The organism is Pseudoalteromonas denitrificans DSM 6059, from assembly GCF_900112265.1.
Taxonomy (GTDB): Bacteria; Pseudomonadota; Gammaproteobacteria; order Enterobacterales; family Alteromonadaceae; genus Pseudoalteromonas; species Pseudoalteromonas denitrificans.
The window spans coordinates 91748-112101 of the sequence record NZ_FOLO01000009.1 but is presented as its reverse complement, the minus strand read 5'-3'; the positions used below and the strand labels follow the sequence as shown (position 1 = coordinate 112101).

Annotated in this window: 18 protein-coding genes; 12 read left to right on the top strand and 6 right to left on the bottom strand. The window is 35.2% G+C overall.

Annotated elements, in window-relative coordinates; genetic code table 11:
• Window positions 1-232: 232 nt before the first annotated feature.
• From BM088_RS08430 to yacG, 7 genes are all read left to right on the top strand, one after another.
• On the top strand, window positions 233-655 hold the full coding sequence (locus BM088_RS08430) for a pilin (RefSeq protein ID WP_091982715.1): 423 nt from the start codon (window positions 233-235) through the stop codon (window positions 653-655).
• A 73-nt stretch (window positions 656-728) separates the two neighbouring features.
• Window positions 729-1151, top strand: a complete 423-nt coding sequence (locus BM088_RS08425; RefSeq protein WP_091982713.1) for a pilin — start codon at window positions 729-731, stop codon at window positions 1149-1151.
• A 268-nt stretch (window positions 1152-1419) separates the two neighbouring features.
• Window positions 1420-3102 carry a type IV-A pilus assembly ATPase PilB gene (gene pilB, locus BM088_RS08420; RefSeq protein ID WP_091982711.1) on the top strand — a complete coding sequence of 561 codons (1683 nt, stop codon included), beginning with the start codon at window positions 1420-1422 and terminating at the stop codon, window positions 3100-3102.
• An 86-nt stretch (window positions 3103-3188) separates the two neighbouring features.
• Complete coding sequence (locus BM088_RS08415; protein ID WP_091982709.1) at window positions 3189-4424, top strand: type II secretion system F family protein; 1236 nt, start codon at window positions 3189-3191, stop codon at window positions 4422-4424.
• Window positions 4417-5316: a prepilin peptidase gene (locus BM088_RS08410; protein ID WP_091982707.1), complete on the top strand. Its 900-nt coding sequence runs from the start codon at window positions 4417-4419 to the stop codon at window positions 5314-5316. Before BM088_RS08415 ends, BM088_RS08410 begins: the two co-directional genes overlap by 8 nt.
• 9 nt (window positions 5317-5325) lie before the next feature.
• Window positions 5326-5937 carry a dephospho-CoA kinase gene (gene coaE / locus BM088_RS08405; protein WP_091982705.1) on the top strand — a complete coding sequence of 204 codons (612 nt, stop codon included), beginning with the start codon at window positions 5326-5328 and terminating at the stop codon, window positions 5935-5937.
• Window positions 5938-6010: 73 nt separating this feature from the next.
• Window positions 6011-6244, top strand: a complete 234-nt coding sequence (gene yacG, locus BM088_RS08400) for a DNA gyrase inhibitor YacG (RefSeq protein WP_091982703.1) — start codon at window positions 6011-6013, stop codon at window positions 6242-6244.
• Between the two features lie 258 nt (window positions 6245-6502).
• Here the strand turns inward: yacG and BM088_RS08395 are convergent, their stop codons facing one another.
• Both BM088_RS08395 and BM088_RS08390 read right to left on the bottom strand, forming a co-directional pair.
• Window positions 6503-7093, bottom strand: a complete 591-nt coding sequence (locus BM088_RS08395; protein WP_177207989.1) for an START domain-containing protein — start codon at window positions 7091-7093, stop codon at window positions 6503-6505.
• 84 nt (window positions 7094-7177) lie between these two features.
• On the bottom strand, window positions 7178-8767 hold the full coding sequence (locus BM088_RS08390) for a CYTH and CHAD domain-containing protein (RefSeq protein ID WP_245763781.1): 1590 nt from the start codon (window positions 8765-8767) through the stop codon (window positions 7178-7180).
• Between the two features lie 139 nt (window positions 8768-8906).
• Between BM088_RS08390 and BM088_RS08385 the strand changes: the two genes are divergently transcribed.
• Window positions 8907-9521, top strand: coding sequence for a TIGR04211 family SH3 domain-containing protein (locus BM088_RS08385; RefSeq protein ID WP_091982697.1), 615 nt, complete (start codon window positions 8907-8909; stop codon window positions 9519-9521).
• A 152-nt stretch (window positions 9522-9673) separates the two neighbouring features.
• Here BM088_RS08385 and BM088_RS08380 read toward each other — a convergent pair whose 3' ends face one another.
• Window positions 9674-10156 carry a winged helix-turn-helix transcriptional regulator gene (locus BM088_RS08380; protein WP_091982695.1) on the bottom strand — a complete coding sequence of 161 codons (483 nt, stop codon included), beginning with the start codon at window positions 10154-10156 and terminating at the stop codon, window positions 9674-9676.
• 139 nt (window positions 10157-10295) lie between these two features.
• On the opposite strand from BM088_RS08380, the gene putA reads away from it, so the two are divergent.
• The 3 genes from putA to BM088_RS08365 all read left to right on the top strand — a co-directional run bounded on the left by putA (window position 10296) and on the right by BM088_RS08365 (window position 16626).
• Complete coding sequence (gene putA, locus BM088_RS08375; protein ID WP_091982693.1) at window positions 10296-14096, top strand: bifunctional proline dehydrogenase/L-glutamate gamma-semialdehyde dehydrogenase PutA; 3801 nt, start codon at window positions 10296-10298, stop codon at window positions 14094-14096.
• 202 nt (window positions 14097-14298) lie between these two features.
• Entirely contained in the window at window positions 14299-15456 is a 1158-nt protein-coding gene (locus tag BM088_RS08370; RefSeq protein WP_425439290.1) for a cyclic di-GMP phosphodiesterase, read from the top strand.
• A complete protein-coding gene (locus tag BM088_RS08365; protein ID WP_091982689.1) occupies window positions 15457-16626 on the top strand; it encodes an HD-GYP domain-containing protein in 1170 nt (389 codons plus the stop codon). It begins immediately after the preceding gene.
• 30 nt (window positions 16627-16656) lie between these two features.
• Here the strand turns inward: BM088_RS08365 and BM088_RS08360 are convergent, their stop codons facing one another.
• Window positions 16657-17532: a general secretion pathway protein GspB gene (locus BM088_RS08360; protein WP_177207988.1), complete on the bottom strand. Its 876-nt coding sequence runs from the start codon at window positions 17530-17532 to the stop codon at window positions 16657-16659.
• An 11-nt stretch (window positions 17533-17543) separates the two neighbouring features.
• Entirely contained in the window at window positions 17544-18452 is a 909-nt protein-coding gene (locus BM088_RS08355; RefSeq protein ID WP_091982686.1) for an ExeA family protein, read from the bottom strand.
• A gap of 128 nt (window positions 18453-18580) precedes the next feature.
• On the opposite strand from BM088_RS08355, the gene BM088_RS08350 reads away from it, so the two are divergent.
• Window positions 18581-19684, top strand: coding sequence for a tRNA nucleotidyltransferase/poly(A) polymerase-related protein (locus tag BM088_RS08350; RefSeq protein WP_091982684.1), 1104 nt, complete (start codon window positions 18581-18583; stop codon window positions 19682-19684).
• Window positions 19685-19695: 11 nt separating this feature from the next.
• On the opposite strand, the gene BM088_RS08345 is transcribed toward BM088_RS08350, so the two are convergent.
• Window positions 19696-20286: a DUF4136 domain-containing protein gene (locus BM088_RS08345; protein ID WP_091982682.1), complete on the bottom strand. Its 591-nt coding sequence runs from the start codon at window positions 20284-20286 to the stop codon at window positions 19696-19698.
• Between the last annotated feature and the right edge of the window lie 68 nt (window positions 20287-20354).

Below are 20354 nucleotides of genomic sequence, written 5' to 3'. Positions count from 1 at the left end.
AAATTTTCATTTTATCTATTTCAAAGAGTTAGCTCTGAATCAAATAAAATATTTAAAACCCGACTTTCCCAATCAAAAATGTTAACTATACTGAAATAAACGCGCAAAAAACAACCAAGCTATGTTCAAAATTCAAGATAGCTTATTTAAGTTAAATATTGTGCGATTAATAAAATAGTTAGTTTAAATTAACTTAACTCATTTTAGCCCCAACCCCCGTTAGGAGAGTATCATGCAAAATGTGAAATTGAATCAAAGAGCTCAAAAAGGTTTTACACTCATTGAATTAATGATTGTAGTTGCAATTATCGGTATTTTAGCAGCCGTAGCACTACCTCAGTACCAAAACTATACCGCAGGCTCTCAAGTAAGTGCCTGTTATAAAGAAATTGTACCCGGACAAACCAAATTTGAAGTATTAACCGTTTCAGGACAGTCAGCTTTATTAGTAGATGGTCCTGCTATCGGTTTACCTGAAGCGAAAGCCTGTACTGCACATGCAGTAACGGCAACAACTATAGTGGGCACAATTAAAGGTGCGGCTGCCGTAGATGGTAAAAAAATGACTTTAACCCGTAATGCTGCAGATGGTGTATGGGCTTGTACTTCTGATGCACCTGATGACATGATGCCTAAAGGTTGTACTGGCGTGTAATTTTAAGCGAATACTTATTGAAAAAAGCTCATAATTTTATGGGCTTTTTTTGTATGTAATAGGTAGTTCTTTTATGAAAAAATTAATGAACGGTTTTACCTTAATAGAGCTCATGATAGTAGTTGCCATTATTGGTATACTGGCCGCAGTCGCTTTACCTGAATATCAAAGCTATGTTGCTAAATCTGATGTATCAGCATGTTATAAAGAAATACAATCAGGTACACTTTTATTTGAAATAAAAGCTAATGCAGGCACGCCACCAACCGCCGCGGGAAATCTTGCAGGCATAAATGTTGCCTCAGCGCGATCATGTGCAAGCCACAGCTTGACAGCAACAACTATCACCGGAATAGTTCAAGGTAGCACTCCCGTTAGTGGCGCTAATATAAATTTAGTCAGAGACGTAGCTACAGGTATATGGAGTTGTAATATTGCTAACCGACCCGCAACTTGGGATAGCAGTTATACACCTCAGGGCTGTACTGAAGTCTAAGGTTTAGCTATTGTGATGTACTATTTTATAATTTATAGATAATAAATTATAAAAACAAGCCTTCATTTAAAGATACTAAGGGTGAAGGCTTTTTTATATTTAAATTTTTAAATTACTGTCGACCTAAATCATTAGTTTTAACTTAATTAAAAACTTCAATTAAAAAAATCTGATTTAACATCTAATTTTGCATTCATTTTTATTGACTTAAGTGGGTTTATCTATTGAAATAGATAGATGAATATTATTTAAATAATTATCGATAAAAATGTTAATAAACTCTCCATTAATACGTAAATTAGTTCACTTAGGTGTACTTGATTTTGATAAAATCAGTAAAGCAGGCAATACTGACAATATTTCAGTCGCCGAGCTAATTTGCAGGGAGTCAGACTTAACAGCCACTGATTTAGCATTAAGAGCTTCGCAATTATTTCATGCTCCTTATTTAGATTTAACAGATTTTGATAACCGTTTATTACCAGACGAAAAAATATTAAATGAAAAGTTAATCAAAAAGCATCATGTATTACCTATTTCAGTTAAAGGAAAGACTCTTTATTTAGCAACCAGCGATCCAACTAATTTTGATGCCTTTGAAGATTATGAATTTAATACTGGCATGCAAAGTGAAGTGATAGTTGTAAGTTATGATCAACTAGAACTTGCCATAGAGTCTTTATTTGATACCAGTTCTGCATTGGAATTAACTGACGCACAATTAGCAGAGTTAAGTGGTGTATCGGAAGCTGGAGATGAGCCATCCTCAGATGAAGAGACTAAAGAAGACGATGCGCCCATCATAGTTTATATCAATAAAATTTTGATGGATGCCATTAAACGCGGCGCGTCAGATTTACATTTTGAACCCTATGAGCATTTATATCGCATTCGTTTTAGAATTGATGGTGTATTACACGAAATAGCAAACCCGCCAATCGGCTTAGAAAGTAGAATATCAGCCCGCATAAAAGTAATGTCACAAATGGATTTGGCCGAAAAACGTAAACCACAAGATGGCAGAATAAAACTTAAAATAAATAAAAAGAAAAGCATAGATTTTCGTGTCAGTACCTTGCCTACTTTATGGGGCGAAAAAGTAGTAATGCGTATTTTAGACTCATCTAGTGCCATGTTAGGGATAGATGTACTGGGTTACGATCCTAAGCAAAAAGAGCTGTATTTAGCTGCTTTGGCACAACCTCAAGGCATGATATTAGTCACAGGTCCTACTGGCTCAGGTAAAACTGTATCTTTGTATACAGGTTTAAACATTTTAAACAAACCGGAGCGAAATATTTCAACAGCAGAGGATCCTGTAGAAATTAATTTAGTGGGTATAAATCAAGTTCAAATAAATGTACGCGCTGATATGACCTTTGCCAATGCACTGCGTGCTTTTTTACGACAAGATCCCGATGTTGTTATGGTAGGTGAAATACGTGACCTTGAAACTGCCGAAATATCTATAAAGGCTGCACAAACCGGGCATTTAGTATTATCAACTTTACATACAAACTCAGCACCTGAAACACTTACTCGTTTAATGAATATGGGTGTTCCTTCATACAATATAGCAAGTTCAGTGACGCTCATTATTGCACAGCGCCTTGCAAGGCGCTTATGCCATCATTGTAAAGAGCCAGAACAATTACCTCAGGAAGAACTTTTAAAATTAGGGTATACAGAAGATGATATACCGACACTTAAATTATTTAAAGCAATAGGATGTGAACATTGTACTGAAGGTTACAAAGGTCGAGTAGGTATTTACGAAGTGATGCCTATTACACCAGGTATTGCACAAATTATTATGAGAAATGGTAACTCACTGGAAATTGCAGAAGCAGCAACCAGTGAAGGCGTTAATAACTTAAGGCGTTCAGGCTTAATTAAAGCGGCAACAGGCATTACAAGCTTGGTAGAAATAAACCGAGTAACGAGCTTTTAATTTAAGTCTAAGTTAATGCTCGTCTCGTATAAGTATCTAAAAAGAGCTATATTTATTAGTTCAAAGTAAAAGAGTTAAACGATATTATGGCCGCAAAAAAAGCAAAAACAGTTGAACAAGATGTTTACCAATGGATAGGCGTAAATAACAGAGGTAAAAAACTCGAAGGTGAAATGAGTGAAGATAGCCTTTCAAGAGTAAAAGCACGCTTAAGACAACAAGGTATTGTGCCTTCAAAAGTTAAAAAGAAAGCAAAACCTTTTTTAGGTTTATCATCTGATCCTAAAATAACCGCCAAAGACATCGCCCTTTTAACACGTCAAATTGCGACTATGCTTTTAGCGGGTGTGCCGCTTGTACAAGCCATAGAAATGATAGGATCAGGGGCTGAAAAAAAATCAGTAAAAAAATTAACGACAAATATTGGAGCAGAGATAAAAGCAGGCCAACCCTTAAGTGATAGCCTTCGAAAACATCCTTTATATTTTGATGATTTATATTGTGACTTAGTTGAATCAGGTGAAACATCTGGTGCTTTAGATCGCATTTTTGACCGTGTTGCCATATATAAAGAAAAAACGGAAGCACTTAAGTCAAAAATTAAAAAAGCCATGTTTTACCCTATTGCCGTACTGCTTATTGCCGCAATTGTAACTTCTATCTTATTAATATTTGTTGTTCCCCAGTTCCAAGATATCTTTGCTGGATTTGGTGCCGAATTACCAGCCTTTACCTTATTTGTTATTGGTATATCTAATTTTATGCAAGAATATTGGTGGGTTGTATTAGGTGCATTATGGGCTGGTGGTTATGCGTTTAGACAAGCCCATAGAGGAAGTAAAAATGTCAGGGATAATACAGATAAAGCCATTTTAAAAATTCCCGTTATAGGCCCTATCTTAAATAAAGCAGCGGTTGCACGATATGCGCGTACGCTTTCAACTACTTTTGCAGCAGGCGTACCTTTAGTTGAAGCGCTAAACTCTGCAGCTGGGGCATCAGGTAATGCAGTCTACCGTGATGCCATTTTAGAAATAAAAGCAGAAGTAAGCTCTGGTAACCAAATGAATTTCGCTATGAGAAATTCAAATGTGTTTCCTTCTATGGTAATACAAATGGTTGCGATAGGTGAAGAGTCAGGTTCGTTAGATAGCATGTTAGAAAAAGTAGCTAATATATATGAGGCTGAGGTAGATGATGCCGTTGATGGCTTATCAAGCTTATTAGAACCTTTAATCATGGCTGTTTTAGGGGTTTTAGTGGGTGGTCTGATCATTGCCATGTATTTACCAATATTCCAATTAGGAGCTGTAGTTGGATAATTTATTTCAAAATATTGTATTAACGTTTAATCAAAACCATTTGTTTTTTTTATTTACCGTTACTTTAATTAGTTTATCAATTGGCAGTTTTTTAAATGTCGTAATTTATCGTTTACCCGTCATGATGCAAAATGAATGGCAGCATGAGTGTAAATTATTATTAGCAGATGACTTAAAACAAGAAAGTAAATCTCAAGAACAAACAGTATTTAATTTAGCAACTCCGGCATCAACCTGCCCAAAATGTAAAAGTAAGATAAGAGCTTGGCAAAATATCCCCGTTATAAGTTGGTTATTTTTAAAAGGTCGCTGTGCTAATTGTAAAAATTCAATTTCAATCCGTTATCCTAGCATTGAGTTATTAACAGCCATTGCCAGTATTACAATTGCCCATTTTTTTGGCCCAACAGCGATTTGTTTTATTTATTTATTGCTAACATGGGCTTTAGTGGCATTAATATTTATTGATATTGATCACATGTTATTACCTGACCAAATCACCTTACCTCTGTTATGGTTTGTTTTACTAGCAGCAGTTTTTGGTACAACCATAACACCAACAGAAGCTATCATAGGGGCAGCGGCTGGTTATTTATGTTTTTGGTCTGTTTATTGGGTATTTAAGTTAGTAACGGGCAAGGAAGGCATGGGTTATGGCGACTTTAAACTCATGGCCGTTTTTGGTGCATTACTCGGCTGGCAAGCCTTACCTATGATCATTTTATTATCAAGCTTAGTAGGTGCTATTATTGGCATTACCTTATTAAGTCTTCAAGGTAAAGATAAAGCAACACCTATCCCATTTGGACCCTATATTGCGATTGCTGGCTGGATAGCCATAATTTGGGGTGAACAAATTTCAGCTAGCTACTTTAACCTTGTATTAGGCTAATTATATTTTATGCATAAGCGTATCGTTATTGGGTTAACTGGGGGCATAGGTTCCGGCAAGTCAGCAGTGAGTTCTAAATTTGAACAAATCGGTATCACAATTGTAGATGCCGACATTGTTGCAAGAGAAGTCGTTGCTCTGGGCTCCGATGGCCTAAATAAAATTTCAGCTCACTTCGGCTTAGGGATTCTAAATTCCGACAAAACATTAAATAGAGCTAAACTACGAGAAATCATATTTAAAGATGAAAAACAAAAAATATGGCTCAATAATTTGATGCACCCTATGATCAGAACACAGATCACTTTAAAGTTAGAACAAGCTAAAAGTCCATATGTAATATTAGTGGCACCGTTATTATTTGAAAATAATTTGGATAAACTTTGCCAACGTACTTTATTAATTGATGTCCCTGTAGCGCTACAAATAGACAGAACAACTTCCAGAGATAAAGTCAGTAGTGAGCAAGTGAAAAGTATCATTGCATCGCAAATGCCCAGAGAACAAAAACAGGCTCTAGCTGATGATATACTCAATAACTCACAAGTATTATCGTATACAGAACAAGAAGCTGAAGCACTGCATTTAACTTATTTAGAATTAGCTAACTCGAACCATTAAATTTTTACTTTTTTTACGGTAAAATCACATTACTTAAAACTTCAACTCTATCAATTGAAAAACTGAGATTTATATGACATTAAAAGTAAACTGCCCAACCTGCCAAACTAATGTTATCTGGAACGAAAGCTCAGAACATCGCCCTTTTTGTTCTAAACGTTGCCAACTAATTGATTTAGGTGAGTGGTCTTTTGAAAATAATAAAATTTCTTCTCCAATGAAAGTGGATGCTGAAATCAGCCCAGATATGATTGAAGATGTTGAAGCTATGTTAGCAGCAAACGAACAAGATTTTTTTAAAGAATAATTCAATTGTGTTTATCTTTAAAGTACGAGTGCTGTTCTGCCTGAAAACATTACTAATCTCGGTGCAAGAAATGAAGTTTAGTTGTTCTAAGTGAATAGCGATCACACAGTAGGTATTTTTAGGCTAGCCCAAGGGGCTACGCCAATCGTTTATTCCAAGTCGTTATCAAATGCTCAAATAGAACAGCTCGCTCAGTCATTTAATATCTTGGTATAAATGTATGCTGTGACTGAAATATACGGCAAAATTCAGTAAACCTTAGCTTTTAGGTCGTAACTGCAACCTTAACTTTTCAAATGTATTATATGCCCCAGATAAAGCAACCTGGTTTATCAGCCAATTAGGTAAGACTCCACCAGGATTTGCATAAGCAATGTAAATTATTTCAAGCCTCTGCGGGGTTAGAGGCGTTAACTGCCAATGCGCAATAACTTCTGTAATAAGCACGTTTTCTTTGTTTTTTTTAAATCCCTTGATTAAGTTGGGCTCTGCTGTTTTCATTTTGATAACTAGGCTACCATCAGCGTTATATTGGTATTTAGAATGAATAAACATATCACGATTATTCACAGGCCAAGGCGCTTCAAACTCACTATAAACAAGATTTTCAGTTTCAGATAAACGCTTTAAAACTTTGACAGAAACGACATTATCTAACCATTTATATGCATTTTTTGTATCTTCTAATAAAGCCCTAAAGTCATTTATATTGGACTTCAATTCCATCTTAGCTTTTATTTCAACTAGACCTGTTGAATGCTTTTTTTGATAAATTTTAATACCTGATTTATTTTTATGCAGCGCCCAGCCTTCAGCTGAGCATACTGCACTAGAATGTAATATGCTCAATAAAAGCAAAAAGCAAAACTTGACCTCAAAATACTTCAAAACGTGGATCGATAAGCAACTAAAGCCTTTATAATGAATGCCCATTTACCGCCAATAAGGAACGAGTTTAAATGTCGCCAAGCGACTTTGTTCCATAGCTAATAATAGATTTGTAGACTTTTGAGTTAACCACGTCTGTATTTTATTTAAACTATCATCATGTTGTTCTGTACACAAACGCTTCAAATAATCTAATGTGTTTAACTCATCTATGCCATGAATTATATCTAACCAAGGAGTTCGAAACTCTTCTCTAAGTCCTTCATTAAATAAAGAACCTAAACAACAACCACTTAACAAGTTTCGTTCTAACTTTTCTTTTTGAGCAATATAAGATGACTCTGAAATTTCTTGCTCTGAGCGCATTAAATTTTGCATTTCGTTCCAATCACTTTCAAATAAACTGGCAGCTTTATCTATGACTTTTTGGTCTGCTACCTGAAGTTGATTTGCATTCCATTGTGATTTCCAACCATTTTCAACAAGGAAAATGGTTAAATTTAAAATTAAATGGTTATAACGCGCGCTAGTAAAAACTTGATGCATCTTAACAACATCTGGGTGCTGTAATTTCAAACTATCAATAACTTGAGTAAGTTCTGGTGCATTTTTTATTTTTTTGTAATAAGCATGTTTTTTTGATGTATAGTTTTTTAGTTGAACAGCAGTTTCAACCCAACTTAATTCTGATAAGAGCCATTTTAATTCACTTAGTAGGGGAAGTAACTTATCTTTATTTAATATGCTAGAAAACAAAGTAAATACATGCTTAATTAAACTTACACCATCGTTGATGCGTTTTAATGTATGCAGTGCAGGATTATCAAAATAACACTGCTCATGTTTTTGCACAAATTGAATACCATGTTGCAAACATGATTCAAAGGCTTGCTCTAAAGAGCTGTTTTTAATTAGGGAAACATAACTCAATTTAGTTTCTGCTACTAAAGGCTTATTATCAGCCAGCATATACCCTCTTGCAGCTTTACTATATAAGCCTAAACGAACCTCAGAGCGATCAAGTAGCTTTTTAGCTAATATAAATAAATCAGCCCGACTACCACTAACGAGTTCCATTTCAACTTCACAAATAGGTGTTACCTGCTTAGAAGCACTTATTTCACCTTTGTCTAATACCAGCTCAATTTTACTCCCTGATTCTGTTTCCAAAATCCATGTTCTGCGAATAAAGTGAGTACTAAATATAGGGTAAATATTTTTATTAATTACATCGACTTGCATACCATGTGGCCAAATATTTGCTCCAAACAATGATAAATCCGGTCGTTTTCCTTCTAAAGGTAAATTAAACTCAGGTCTTTGGTGTAACCCTCCAATAACTTGCCCTGCTAATTTTATTGTTTGCTCACATTGATTATCATTGCAGGTTTCACCAGTAAAGCAGCGTGTTCTTAATCCAATGTCTAAGGCGCGTAGCTCTCTATTAGCAGTATCAAAATATGCATTTTGTAAGTTTCGAGAAGGTTTATTAATCACTTTTTTAGCAAACTCGGTGATAATAGCGGGGATTTGAGCAATGACATTATCTGAAACTAAAAATTTTAACTCAATTTCAATATCTGTTTTTTCTGTATCCATTCGGTTTAGAAAATGACTATATAAGTAAACAAGCATTCAAAATAAACTAATACAGGGCATAAAAGCAAATATTTTAAATAATTATCCTAGAACTAATTTCCCTGCTCTTGCTATTAATGCTTTATCTTCATATTATTATGACGCATTTCTTAATAAAAATAATCAAAGGCTCTATATGTTAAAACCAATCATTTTTATCATTACATTTCTGAGTTTAATGGCTCAAGTTCAAGCTGAAGAAGGATCTGATTTAACTAAAACAGACTCTGAAATTGATCAAAAAGCGTATGTGATAGATAGCCTTTATATATATATGCATGCTGGTGCTGGTAAAAACTTTAGAATTTTAGGTTCTATTAATGCAGGTACTGAGCTTAATTTATTAGAGCAAAATGATGACTCAGGTTATTCTAAAGTAAAAGATACAAAAGGTCGCACTGGCTGGATTGATAAACGTTTTATTTCTAAAACACCCGGGCTTGCTTTTCAAAATCAAGAGTTAGTAGAAAGCATAACGAACATACAAAACGAATTAAGAAACATGCAAATACAGGCACCTAAAATGGAACAAAAAAGTGCCTTGTTATTAACAAAAAATACTGAACTACAATCAAAAATTAATATTTTGCAACAAAAAATAGATCAACAAAATAGTTTAAAACAAGCCACCAGCGAAAAAGAAAAGAAACAATTATTGCTTTACGGTGGTGGAATTGCCTTTACAGGCCTATTAATAGGTGTATTACTCACATTAATGTTATCACGCAGAAAACGCACCGGCTGGGCGTAAACAAATATCAACCTTGTAACGATAGATCACCATATAATTGTGGTCTATTGGTTATGTAAGGTATATCAAGCAGCACATCTACCTTGCCATCATATGCAAATATTATTTACCTCACGTTAGACCTACAGGGGGTTAAACCACCCAGAATTTGTCTATTCCTGAAATATAATTCCATCATCTTGCTTGATATTTTCAATCACCATATAAGTATGGTGAGTTGCTACTCCAGGTATATCAACTAAATTTCCTAACACTTCTCTGTATTGTGTCATATCCGCGACTCTTATTTTTAATAAATAATCGTATCCACCTGCGACCATATCACACGTTACCACTTGGGGTATTTTAAAAATATACTTTCTAAATTCTGTAAATACATCCGTTGTAGATTTTTCAAGTGTAACTTGCACATGGGACACTAAGCTTTGATTTAATTTTTCAGCATTTAGTTTAGCAAAGTAGCCTTCTATATAGCCATCAGCCTCTAATCTCTTTACGCGGTCTAAACAAGGACTTGGGCTTAGGTTCACTTTATTGGCTAAATTTACGTTAGAAATCCGGCCATTTTTTTGTAAAGCATCTAAAATTGCTAAATCGATTCGATCAAGCACACGCGTTTTAATAGAAACAGTCATATCAGCATAATCTGCGGTTAAATTAAATCAATACCCACTAAAATAGCGGATATTGTCAAAATTCGCCAGCACATCCTGCTGCTGTTTCTATAAAATGCTCTCCAATTGATATATATACCGAATTTTAGAGGGTCATCCCATGTTATTTAACGGCAACTTAAAAACAGATTGCGAAATTCGTCAAAAGATCCGCGATTTTTATCGCATTGATGAAGATAAAGTAATAGATCATATTTTACCATTAGCTGAAGTAGGTGTATCAGCAAGAAGCCGAGCATGGGAACACGCGCGTCAACTAGTTGTTAATATACGTGAAGATCAACAAGGTCAAGGCGGCGTTGATGCTTTACTAATTGAATTTTCACTGTCTTCTGAAGAAGGCATCGTACTGATGTGTTTAGCTGAAGCTTTATTACGTGTGCCAGATAGTGATACACAAGATGCTTTGATCCGCGATAAATTATCAGGCGGCGACTGGAGTTCTCACTTAGGCAACAGCGACTCTATATTCGTAAATGCGTCATCTTGGGGCCTATTAGTAACAGGTAAAGTTGTAGACTACTCAGATAAAAGCAAAGAAGAGCAATTTGGCTTATTGAAAAAAACCATAGGCCGTTTAGGTGAGCCTGTTATTCGTCGTTCTGTACGTGTTGCGATGAAAATCATGGGTAAACAGTTTGTAATGGGCCGTAATATTGACGAAGCCTTAGAGCGCGCTGTTGAAAAAGAAAAAAATGGTTATGCCTACTCTTACGATATGTTAGGCGAAGGCGCTCGTACTATGACGGATGCTGAACGTTACTTCCAAAGCTACATGAATGCGATTCATGTTATTGGTAAAGCGGCAAATGGTCGTGGCCCAATAAAAAGCCCTGGTATTTCAATTAAATTATCTGCACTTCATCCTAGATATGAATTTAGCCATTCTGAGCGTGTTGTAGAAGAATTAATTCCTAAAGTAAAAGAATTAGCATTAGTCGCTAAAAGCTATGATATTGGTTTTACTATTGATGCCGAAGAAGCTGATCGTTTAGATATTTCTTTAGATATCATTGAAGCTGTTTTCTCAGATAGTGATTTAGGTAACTGGAATGGTTTTGGTTTAGCTGTTCAGGCATACCAAAAACGCGCTACCTTTGTAATTGACTGGTTAGTAAACTTAGCACAAAAAGTAGGCCGAAAAATGATGGTGCGCTTAGTAAAAGGCGCATACTGGGATACAGAAATTAAAACATCTCAACAAGATGGTTTAGAAAACTTCCCTGTATTTACACGTAAAGCATCTACAGATGTATCTTACAAAGCCTGTGCTATTAAATTAATGAATGCACGTGATGTAATTTTCCCTCAGTTTGCAACGCACAACGCATATTCAGCAACAACTATTTTAGAAATGGCTGGCGATAATCATTCTAACTTTGAATTCCAGTGTTTACACGGTATGGGCGAGTCTTTATTCAAGCAAATTATTGCTGAAGATAAAGTGCAATGTCGTATATACGCACCTGTAGGTCAACATGAAGATTTATTAGCATACTTAGTACGTCGTTTACTTGAAAATGGTGCTAACTCATCATTTGTAAATGCCATTGTTGATGAAACACAGCCAGTTGAAACTTTATTACATGACCCAGTAGAAAAAACACAGTCTCTTAAAAATAAAGCTAATACACAAATTTTATTACCAATTGAGATATTTGGTGAAGAGCGAGATAACTCAAAAGGCATGGATTTAACAGACATAAACCATATTACGCCTTTCAAAGAAAGCCTTGATAAGTGGTTCACTGAAAATCAAATCAGTCAATCTGATGTACCAGAAGGTGCACATGCGGTTTTAAACCCTGCAAATCATGATGAGATTATTGGTCACTTAACACATCACGATGAAGCTCAAATGAAGCAGCTTATTGTTAATTCAGAAGCCGCTTATACTAATTGGTCTGCGACTCCGATAACACAAAGAGCCGAGTTATTACGCCGTACAGCTGATATTTTAGAGCGTCATCGCGATGAGCTAATTGCTATCTGTATTAAAGAAGCGGGTAAAATCCCACAAGATGGTATTGATGAAGTACGTGAAGCAGTTGATTTTTGTCGTTATTACGCAGCTCGCGCAGAAGAGCTCGCAAAAGATGAACGCTTTGAAGCACGTGGTGTGATTTTATGTATCAGCCCATGGAACTTCCCACTCGCTATTTTCTTAGGTCAAGTTGCAGCAGCAATTGTGACGGGTAATACAGTAATTGCTAAACCAGCAGAGCAAACAAGCTTAGTAGCACTTCGTACTATTGAATTAATGAAAACTGTTGGCCTACCTGAAAACGTAGTACAGGCAGTTATTGCTCGCGGTAGCAAAGTAGGACAAGTCATTGTGCCTGATACTCGCGTAAAAGCAGTCATGTTCACAGGTTCGACAGAAACGGGTACGCGTATCTCTCAAACACTGGCTGAACGTGGTGGCGATCAAGTGCCATTAATTGCTGAAACTGGTGGTCAAAACTGTATGATCGTCGATTCTACCGCTTTACCTGAGCAAGTTGTTGATGATGTGATTTCATCTGGTTTCCAAAGTGCAGGTCAGCGTTGTTCAGCATTAAGAGTATTGTTTGTTCAAGAAGAAATTGCTGATAAAGTCATTACTATGATCAAAGGCGCGCTTCAAGAACTGCATATTGGTAACCCAGCAATGCTTTCAACAGATGTTGGTCCAGTTATCGATCAAAAAGCATTTGATGCATTAAATGATCACGTTGAATATCTTAAAGGTCGCTCTACTTTACATTATGAATGTAAAACGCCAGAGATGGGTGATACAGGCAATTTCTTCTTTGCACCTCGCTTATACGAAATCAGTGAGTTATCAGTACTAACAAAAGAAGTATTTGGCCCATGTGTTCATGTAATACGTTTTAAAGGCGCTGATTTAGAGAATGTAATAAACCAAGTTAATGCCACTGGTTTTGGTTTAACTATGGGTATTCATACTAGAATTGAAGAACGTGCAAATTACCTAGCAAAAATGTCTCGTGCCGGTAATGTTTACATTAATCGTAATATGATTGGTGCCGTTGTTGGTGTACAACCATTTGGTGGTCGTGGACTATCTGGTACTGGCCCTAAAGCAGGTGGTCCAAACTACTTAACACGCTTAGTGACTGAAAAAGCATCACCAAAAAGCATTCAATCTACAAGTATTAAAGCGACAGATACTGAAATGTCAAATTTACCTGCAGCGCAAGAACAAGTAAATAAACTACTAACAAATGCAATGAAAGTAGAAAATTTATGGCGCATGACACCGCTTAATGATCGTATTTCAGCTATACGCCAACTACTTGCAAAAGTAGCAACTGTTGAAATCGTAAATGAATTAGCTGATGATTTAGCACTTACGTTATCTGATGCGCGCACTCAATTAAACAACATTGAAAAACGTTTAGCTAAAGCAACTGTTTTACCAGGGCCAACTGGCGAATCTAACATGCTTTACCTTGAGCCTCGCGGCTGTGTTGCATGTTACGCAGATAAGGATACTTCATTTAATTTTTGGGTATTGTCTATCGTGACAGCACTTGCTACGGGTAATACAGTGATCACAGTCGTTTCTGACTTATTCCATGACGAAGCTCTGGCATTTAGAGATAAATTAATTTCGACTGGTGTTGCTGAAGGTATACTGCAAGTAACTAAATTAAGCCATTTACAATCACTTCTTGCACACCCTAAACTAGCTGGTTCAGTGATAGGTAGCGGTTGTGAGCGTAAAGGGTTTGTTAGTGAGCAGTTAGCTGCACGCAGTGGCGCGATTCTACCTGTGATCAGCTCAGAGTATTACGATACGTTAATTAATCGTTTAGTAACTGAAAAAACGGTAAGTATTGATACAACCGCCTCTGGTGGTAATACATCTCTAATGACTTTGACCGAAGAAGATTAACCACATATCACATTTGATAGGTTAGAGAGGTTTCACCCTTTCTAACCTATTTTTTTAACTAAAATGTTCTCATTTTTCCTTTTAATTTCAGCTAATAGATTGGAATTATCCCCTAAGGTTTGCTAATTTTATTCTATCGACTTTCATTGAGCACTAAGCCTATATGTTTAAAAAGTTACTGATAGAACAACTACAACCAGGGATGTTTGTGAACAATGTCATAAAACAAAGTGGCAGTGTTAAAATCAAAAATCAAGGCTGGGTTCGCACACAATCAAGTATAAATAATTTAATACATGCAGGTATTTTAGAAGTCGAGATTGATTCAAGTAAAACAATAGAAGAAGAAATAAAAGCCCCCGCTACACCTGAGCTCCCCGCCAAAACAGAAAAACATGATCCTACCCATGCAAGTGTCAGCATGGAAAATGAAATAGGTAAAGCTAAAAAGCTATATGGCGAAGCAAAAGAATTACAAAATAAAGCGTTTGATAATATTAAAGCAGGCCGAAAAATAGAGATCACCCCATTTAAAGAGGTTGCCAATGGTTTTATTGATTCTATTTTTAGAAATCAAGATGCCTTAGCTTGCATAACCCGTATACGGGAAAAAGATGCATATTTACTAGAACATTCAATTAACGTATCTGTGTTAATGACTATTTTTGCCAAACATTTACATATTGATCGAGACATTATTCATGAACTCGCTACAGGAGCATTGTTACACGATATTGGTAAAATCAAAATTAAAGACAATATTTTAAATAAACCAGGTAAATTTACAGAAAGTGAATTTGATGAAATGAAAAACCATGCTCGCTATAGTAAAGAGTCACTTGAAGAAGCAGGTTTATCTGGAATAGCAGTTGAAATTGCAGGTTATCATCACGAGCGACTTGATGGTAAGGGCTATCCTTATGGTTTAAAAGGTGATGAAATAAGCCAATATGTACGCATGATTTCAATTGTTGATGTTTATGATGCCTTAACAGCAAAACGTATATATAAAGATGACATGTCTCCTATTAAGGCATTTAAAATATTAAAAAGTGAGACTCCTGAAAGTTTTGATACAGAACTGTTAAATCAGTTTATTGCATGTATTGGCATACACCCTGTTGGTACTTTAGTAAAACTTACCAGCCAAAAGCTTGGGATCGTTTCAAAAAGTAACTTTGAAAAACCACTAAAACCTTGGGTTAAAATCTTTTATAGCGCTAAGCATCATCAACATACCCCAATCAAAGATATTAATTTAGCAAAAAAGAGTTGCACTGATGAGATCGAAAGTTCTGTTAAACCTGAAGACTTCAATATAGAACTAATGCGCTTTTTAAAAACTGCTTTTCTAAATTAAATGAGTCAATTAAAAAGAATTTCAATCACAAAGTTAACCATAGGTTCATATGTACAAGCTGTATCTAAACAACTTAGTAGTGTGAAAATAGTTAAAACTGGCTGGGTTCGTAATAAAAAAGCGATTTCAGAACTTAAACGAGAAGGCGTAATAGAAGTTATCATTGATATTAATAAACAGTTAGAAACCGCACAAAAAGATGAAGCGACAGAGAAAGAATCACAACAAAAAAAAATTACAAAATCATTTGAACAAGAGTTAGTTTCAGCAAAAAAACTACAAGATAAAATGAATACCTTACTCGAGGCAACACAAAAGCGCATTTTAGATAATGCACCTATTGATATATTAGCTCTTGAGCAAGTAGCCGAGTCCATCATCAATTCAGTTACAAATCATCCTCATTGTCTTGCATGCTTAGTCAGGATAAATCACCAAAAAAACTCGATATTAGAACATCTTCAACGAGTTGCTATTATGCTTGCGCAAAATATGGTTTTCCATAAGGTCAGTTTTTCAGAGTCAGTTGCAGTAGTACTTGCAGGGTTAACACATGATTTAGGTAAATTATTGCTACCGGTTCAATTACAGCAATACGAGGCTTTATTGACACCTCAGCTACGCCAGAAGCGTTTAATATACGTTAAAAATACAATAGATATATTAAAAGTAAGTGGCGGTACACCTCAATTAACATTAAAAATTTGCTATCAACAAATGGAGCGCCTTAATGGCAGCGGCTACCCCAAAAAATTAACCGCAGATTCACTTCCTAAAATTTCAAAGCTGTTTGCAATTATAGATGAGTTTGACTCTCTGACATCTGGTTTTGAGGGAAACAAGATTGCACTCATAGATAAAGCCCATCAAGCTTTAATGCTGCAATCGCCGACTATATTTGATAAAAATTTATTACAATCTTTCATTAAGACAACGGGTTTATATATAGCAGGAAGTTTGGTAAAACTGAAAACTGGAAAAATCGGCTATATAAAAGAATTCAAACACGAAATACCTATGAAGCCCATAGTGCATTGTTTTTTCAATGCACAATTTGATCACCATATAGAAGCTAAAGATATTGACTTATCGGGAGAGTTTATTAATGATTCAATCGAATCAACTGTCGATCCTAAACAATTCCAGCTGAACTTAAGTGATTATATTTAAAATACCTATCTCTCAAAACATCAGCAAAGTTTAAGGTTGCCAATCGTCCATAGCAGGCAAACTAAAACGATATCCTTCTATACTCATAAGTGTTATCTCTGGTGCTATTTCTAAAACTTTCAATGGCCCTAAGCTATCCCCCTCATATAATTCAGTATTATTTAATTTAATCCAACGCCTATCGGCTTCAGTTGCATATACATGTGCTTGGTAGCTAAGGGCTGGAACTAAACTTTGGATCACATCCGGTAATAATTGAATTGGTTGTGCCATTGCAGAATTATTTGTCGCAGTTGTTACTTCGTATTCATCATCATTTTCAGTAGCAGCAACTGCATTTGCAAATGCAGCTTTCAGAGAAGCTGGTAACTGAGCTAACTCTTCACTTTCATTTGATTTATTATCTTCAGAGTCTGGTTTTTCAATTGGTTTACCAACAACTTTATATTGACTGTAATCAAGCGGTTTTGAGCTTGTGTATGCCTGCACTGGTACTTGAGAGTTTTGATTCAGCTGCAAAGTATTCTTCATATTACTAACTGGTACTAATTGATACTGTGTAGGCATTGCTTGCTGTACTAAAATAGGTTGAACCTGAACAGGCAGAGCTTGGGTTGAAGGTTGTTGTAATATTGGAGCAATTTGTTTATTCGTATTTTCAGAGATACTAGGCTGTTTTACAAAAGTATCTTGAATTTTTGTTTCTTGAAACCATCTACCCGCTAAAAAACCTATTACAAGTGTAAATAAAATAGCTAAAACTGCAATAAGAGAAAATGTGAGATTACGATAAAATTTTAAATCCTTTTGTTGAACATATTGACCATCAGTTCTTGAACGGTACTGCTCAGTACGGCTAACTTCACCTTGCTCCGATTGTTTTAATGCATCCAATAAATATGACATGTAATTCTCGTTTAAAAAATAAAAGACAAAGCAAAACCTAAAGTAATGCATATTATCGCAGCCATGGATAATATCACCGGAGAAATTAAATTTCTTGTTTCTTGTTCTGGCTGTAAAGGTAAAACCTCAATAGCAGCTTGTTTAATAATCATTTTATTAACATGTAACTGCTGACTTGCAAATGCTCCCATCAATGCCCTATCACATAATAAATTAATTAATCGAGGAATGCCCGCAGTTAACTGATGGATCATTTTAATAGAGTTAGAAGCAAAAATAGGTGAGTCAGTACCGGCCTTATTTAATCTATGTTCAATATAAGCAAAAACTTGCGCTTCTGTTAAAGGCAGTAAATGATACCTAGCCGTGATCCTTTGTGCGAGTTGACGTAGCTCATTACGTTTTAATAATTGTTGTAACTCTGGCTGACCAACTAAAATGATTTGTAGTAATTTTTTTTGATTTGTTTCTAAGTTAGTAAGTAGCCTTAATTGCTCTAAAACAGCTGGAGCCAAATGCTGTGCTTCATCTATGATAAGCATAGTATGGCCCCCTTTTTGATGATTTTTTAATAATCTATTTTTTATTTTATCTGTTAAATTTTTAAGTGTTGCATCCGATTTTTTATATCTAATACGCAGCTCATCACAAATACTAGCCAGTAATTCAAGTTCAGATAAAGAAGGATTTAGCACAAAAGCGACCTGAGTTGAATCAGGTAACTCAGCTAACATGCACCGAGTCACGGTTGTTTTTCCAGTACCGACTTCTCCCGTGAGTAATACAAACCCTCCCGCATCACCTAAACCAAAAGTTAAATGTGCTAAAGCTTCTTTATGTCGGTCACTTAAAAATAAATATTCTGGATTAGGTGCAATAGAAAAAGGTTTTTCTACTAAACCAAAAAAGCTTAAATACACAAATACACATCCTAATGAACAAAATCAGGCATATAATGACAAAAAACAGACAACAAAAAAACAACAAACTTAAAACATTAAGTTAATCTGATAAAATACTCACATCAATAACTGATTTGAATAATAAAATGAAAACTTATCTCGTAGGCGGAGCTGTAAGAGACTCGCTCCTTAATAGGAAAATAATAGAACGAGATTATGTTGTTATAGGTGCAACCATTGATGACATGATCAAAAAAGGTTATACACAAGTCGGAAAAGATTTCCCTGTTTTTTTGCATCCAAAAACCAAAGATGAACATGCTTTAGCACGAACAGAAAAAAAACAAGGCCAAGGTTATACCGGCTTTATTTGTGATTTTAATCCTAGTATCACACTTGAAGAAGATTTAATTCGACGAGACTTAACCGTTAATGCCATTGCTCAAGATGATACTGGTAAGCTTATCGACCCTCATGGTGGTCTTAAAGATTTAGAAAATAAACAATTACGTCATGTATCTAGTGCATTTAGTGAAGATCCGCTACGTGTACTCAGAGTCGCCCGTTTTGCGGCGCGTTACCATAGTATGGGCTTTACCATAGCGGATGAAACCCTAAGATTAATGGCTCATATGGTTCAGAGTGAAGAGCTAAGTGCATTAACACCTGAACGTGTATGGATGGAATTTGATAAAACATTAAGCGATGGTAATTTATTTACTTTTTTAGACGTTCTCAACTCTATAAATGCATTCTCTTGTGTCGCGCCTTCACTTTCAACATTATTTCGTAATGCAAAACTAAAATTATTAAAACAAAGATTAAATAACCCTAATGCTCAAAATGATATCTGTTTTAGCCAGTTGGCTGAATTTCTAACACCGGATAAAATAAAACAATTAGTCTCTGAATTAAAAATACCAAATCAATATAAAGAACTATTAATCCTTAAAAGTACTCATCAGGAGCGTTTATTAAAAGTTGAGCGATTAAATGCAAATCAAATTTTAGAGCTATTTAATCAATTAGATGTTTGGCGCAGATATGAACGTTTTAATCGTTTAATACTCTCTATGCAGCACAACGAGCTATTCACGCAAAATAAACAGGATATATTAAAAAACTGTTATAAACTTGCTTCTAAAATCTCAGCAAAACAATTTTTAGAAAAAGGTATCAAAGGTCCAGACATCGGAAAAGCAATCATACAAGAAAGACTTGTTCAATTAACAAATGCTTTAAATAAGTGAGATAGTGCTTCTTATTCAGTTGGTTTTAAACTTTTTAATAATTTAGTAACTGAAGTTGAAATGCGTTTTATTCGAGCCTTTTTATCTAAATTAGGCTCTAATAAAATTTGAACTGACCCTCTCCATGCCGCTTTTTTTTGTACAGGATCTACAATAGCAACAATTAAAGTACCTTCACTTAAATCACTATCATAACTGAGTTCAGGAAAGAGATTGAATAAGTCTAGGTACTCTGAGCTTGTGATATTATCGCCCGCAACAGCTAATGCAACAACCTGATACTGAGTTTCCTTTAATGTTATCTGAGGTTTAGTATTAAAATTGAATCCTTTTCCAATAATTTCCTGTTCTATTTGTTGCTGAATAAGTTGTGTAAATTCAGATTTATCAGATTGTTCTTTTACTGTTGGCTTTTCAGTGCCAGAATGAATTTTAAAATCGGCATACCAAGTTAAAGGGGTGGCTCTCGAGATAATAAGTTGAGGATTACTTATAGCAACAACCCTACGTTCTTTTAAATCATTAGCGGGATTGCTACAAGCGAATAAAATAACGGATATCAAAACAATTAAAATAATTTTAAAAAACGAAAACTTTGTCATTATGATCCCTTAACAATCCTTAAAGCTCTAAGGAATAGCTCCCTTAAAGCTTTTATACCATTTAATTT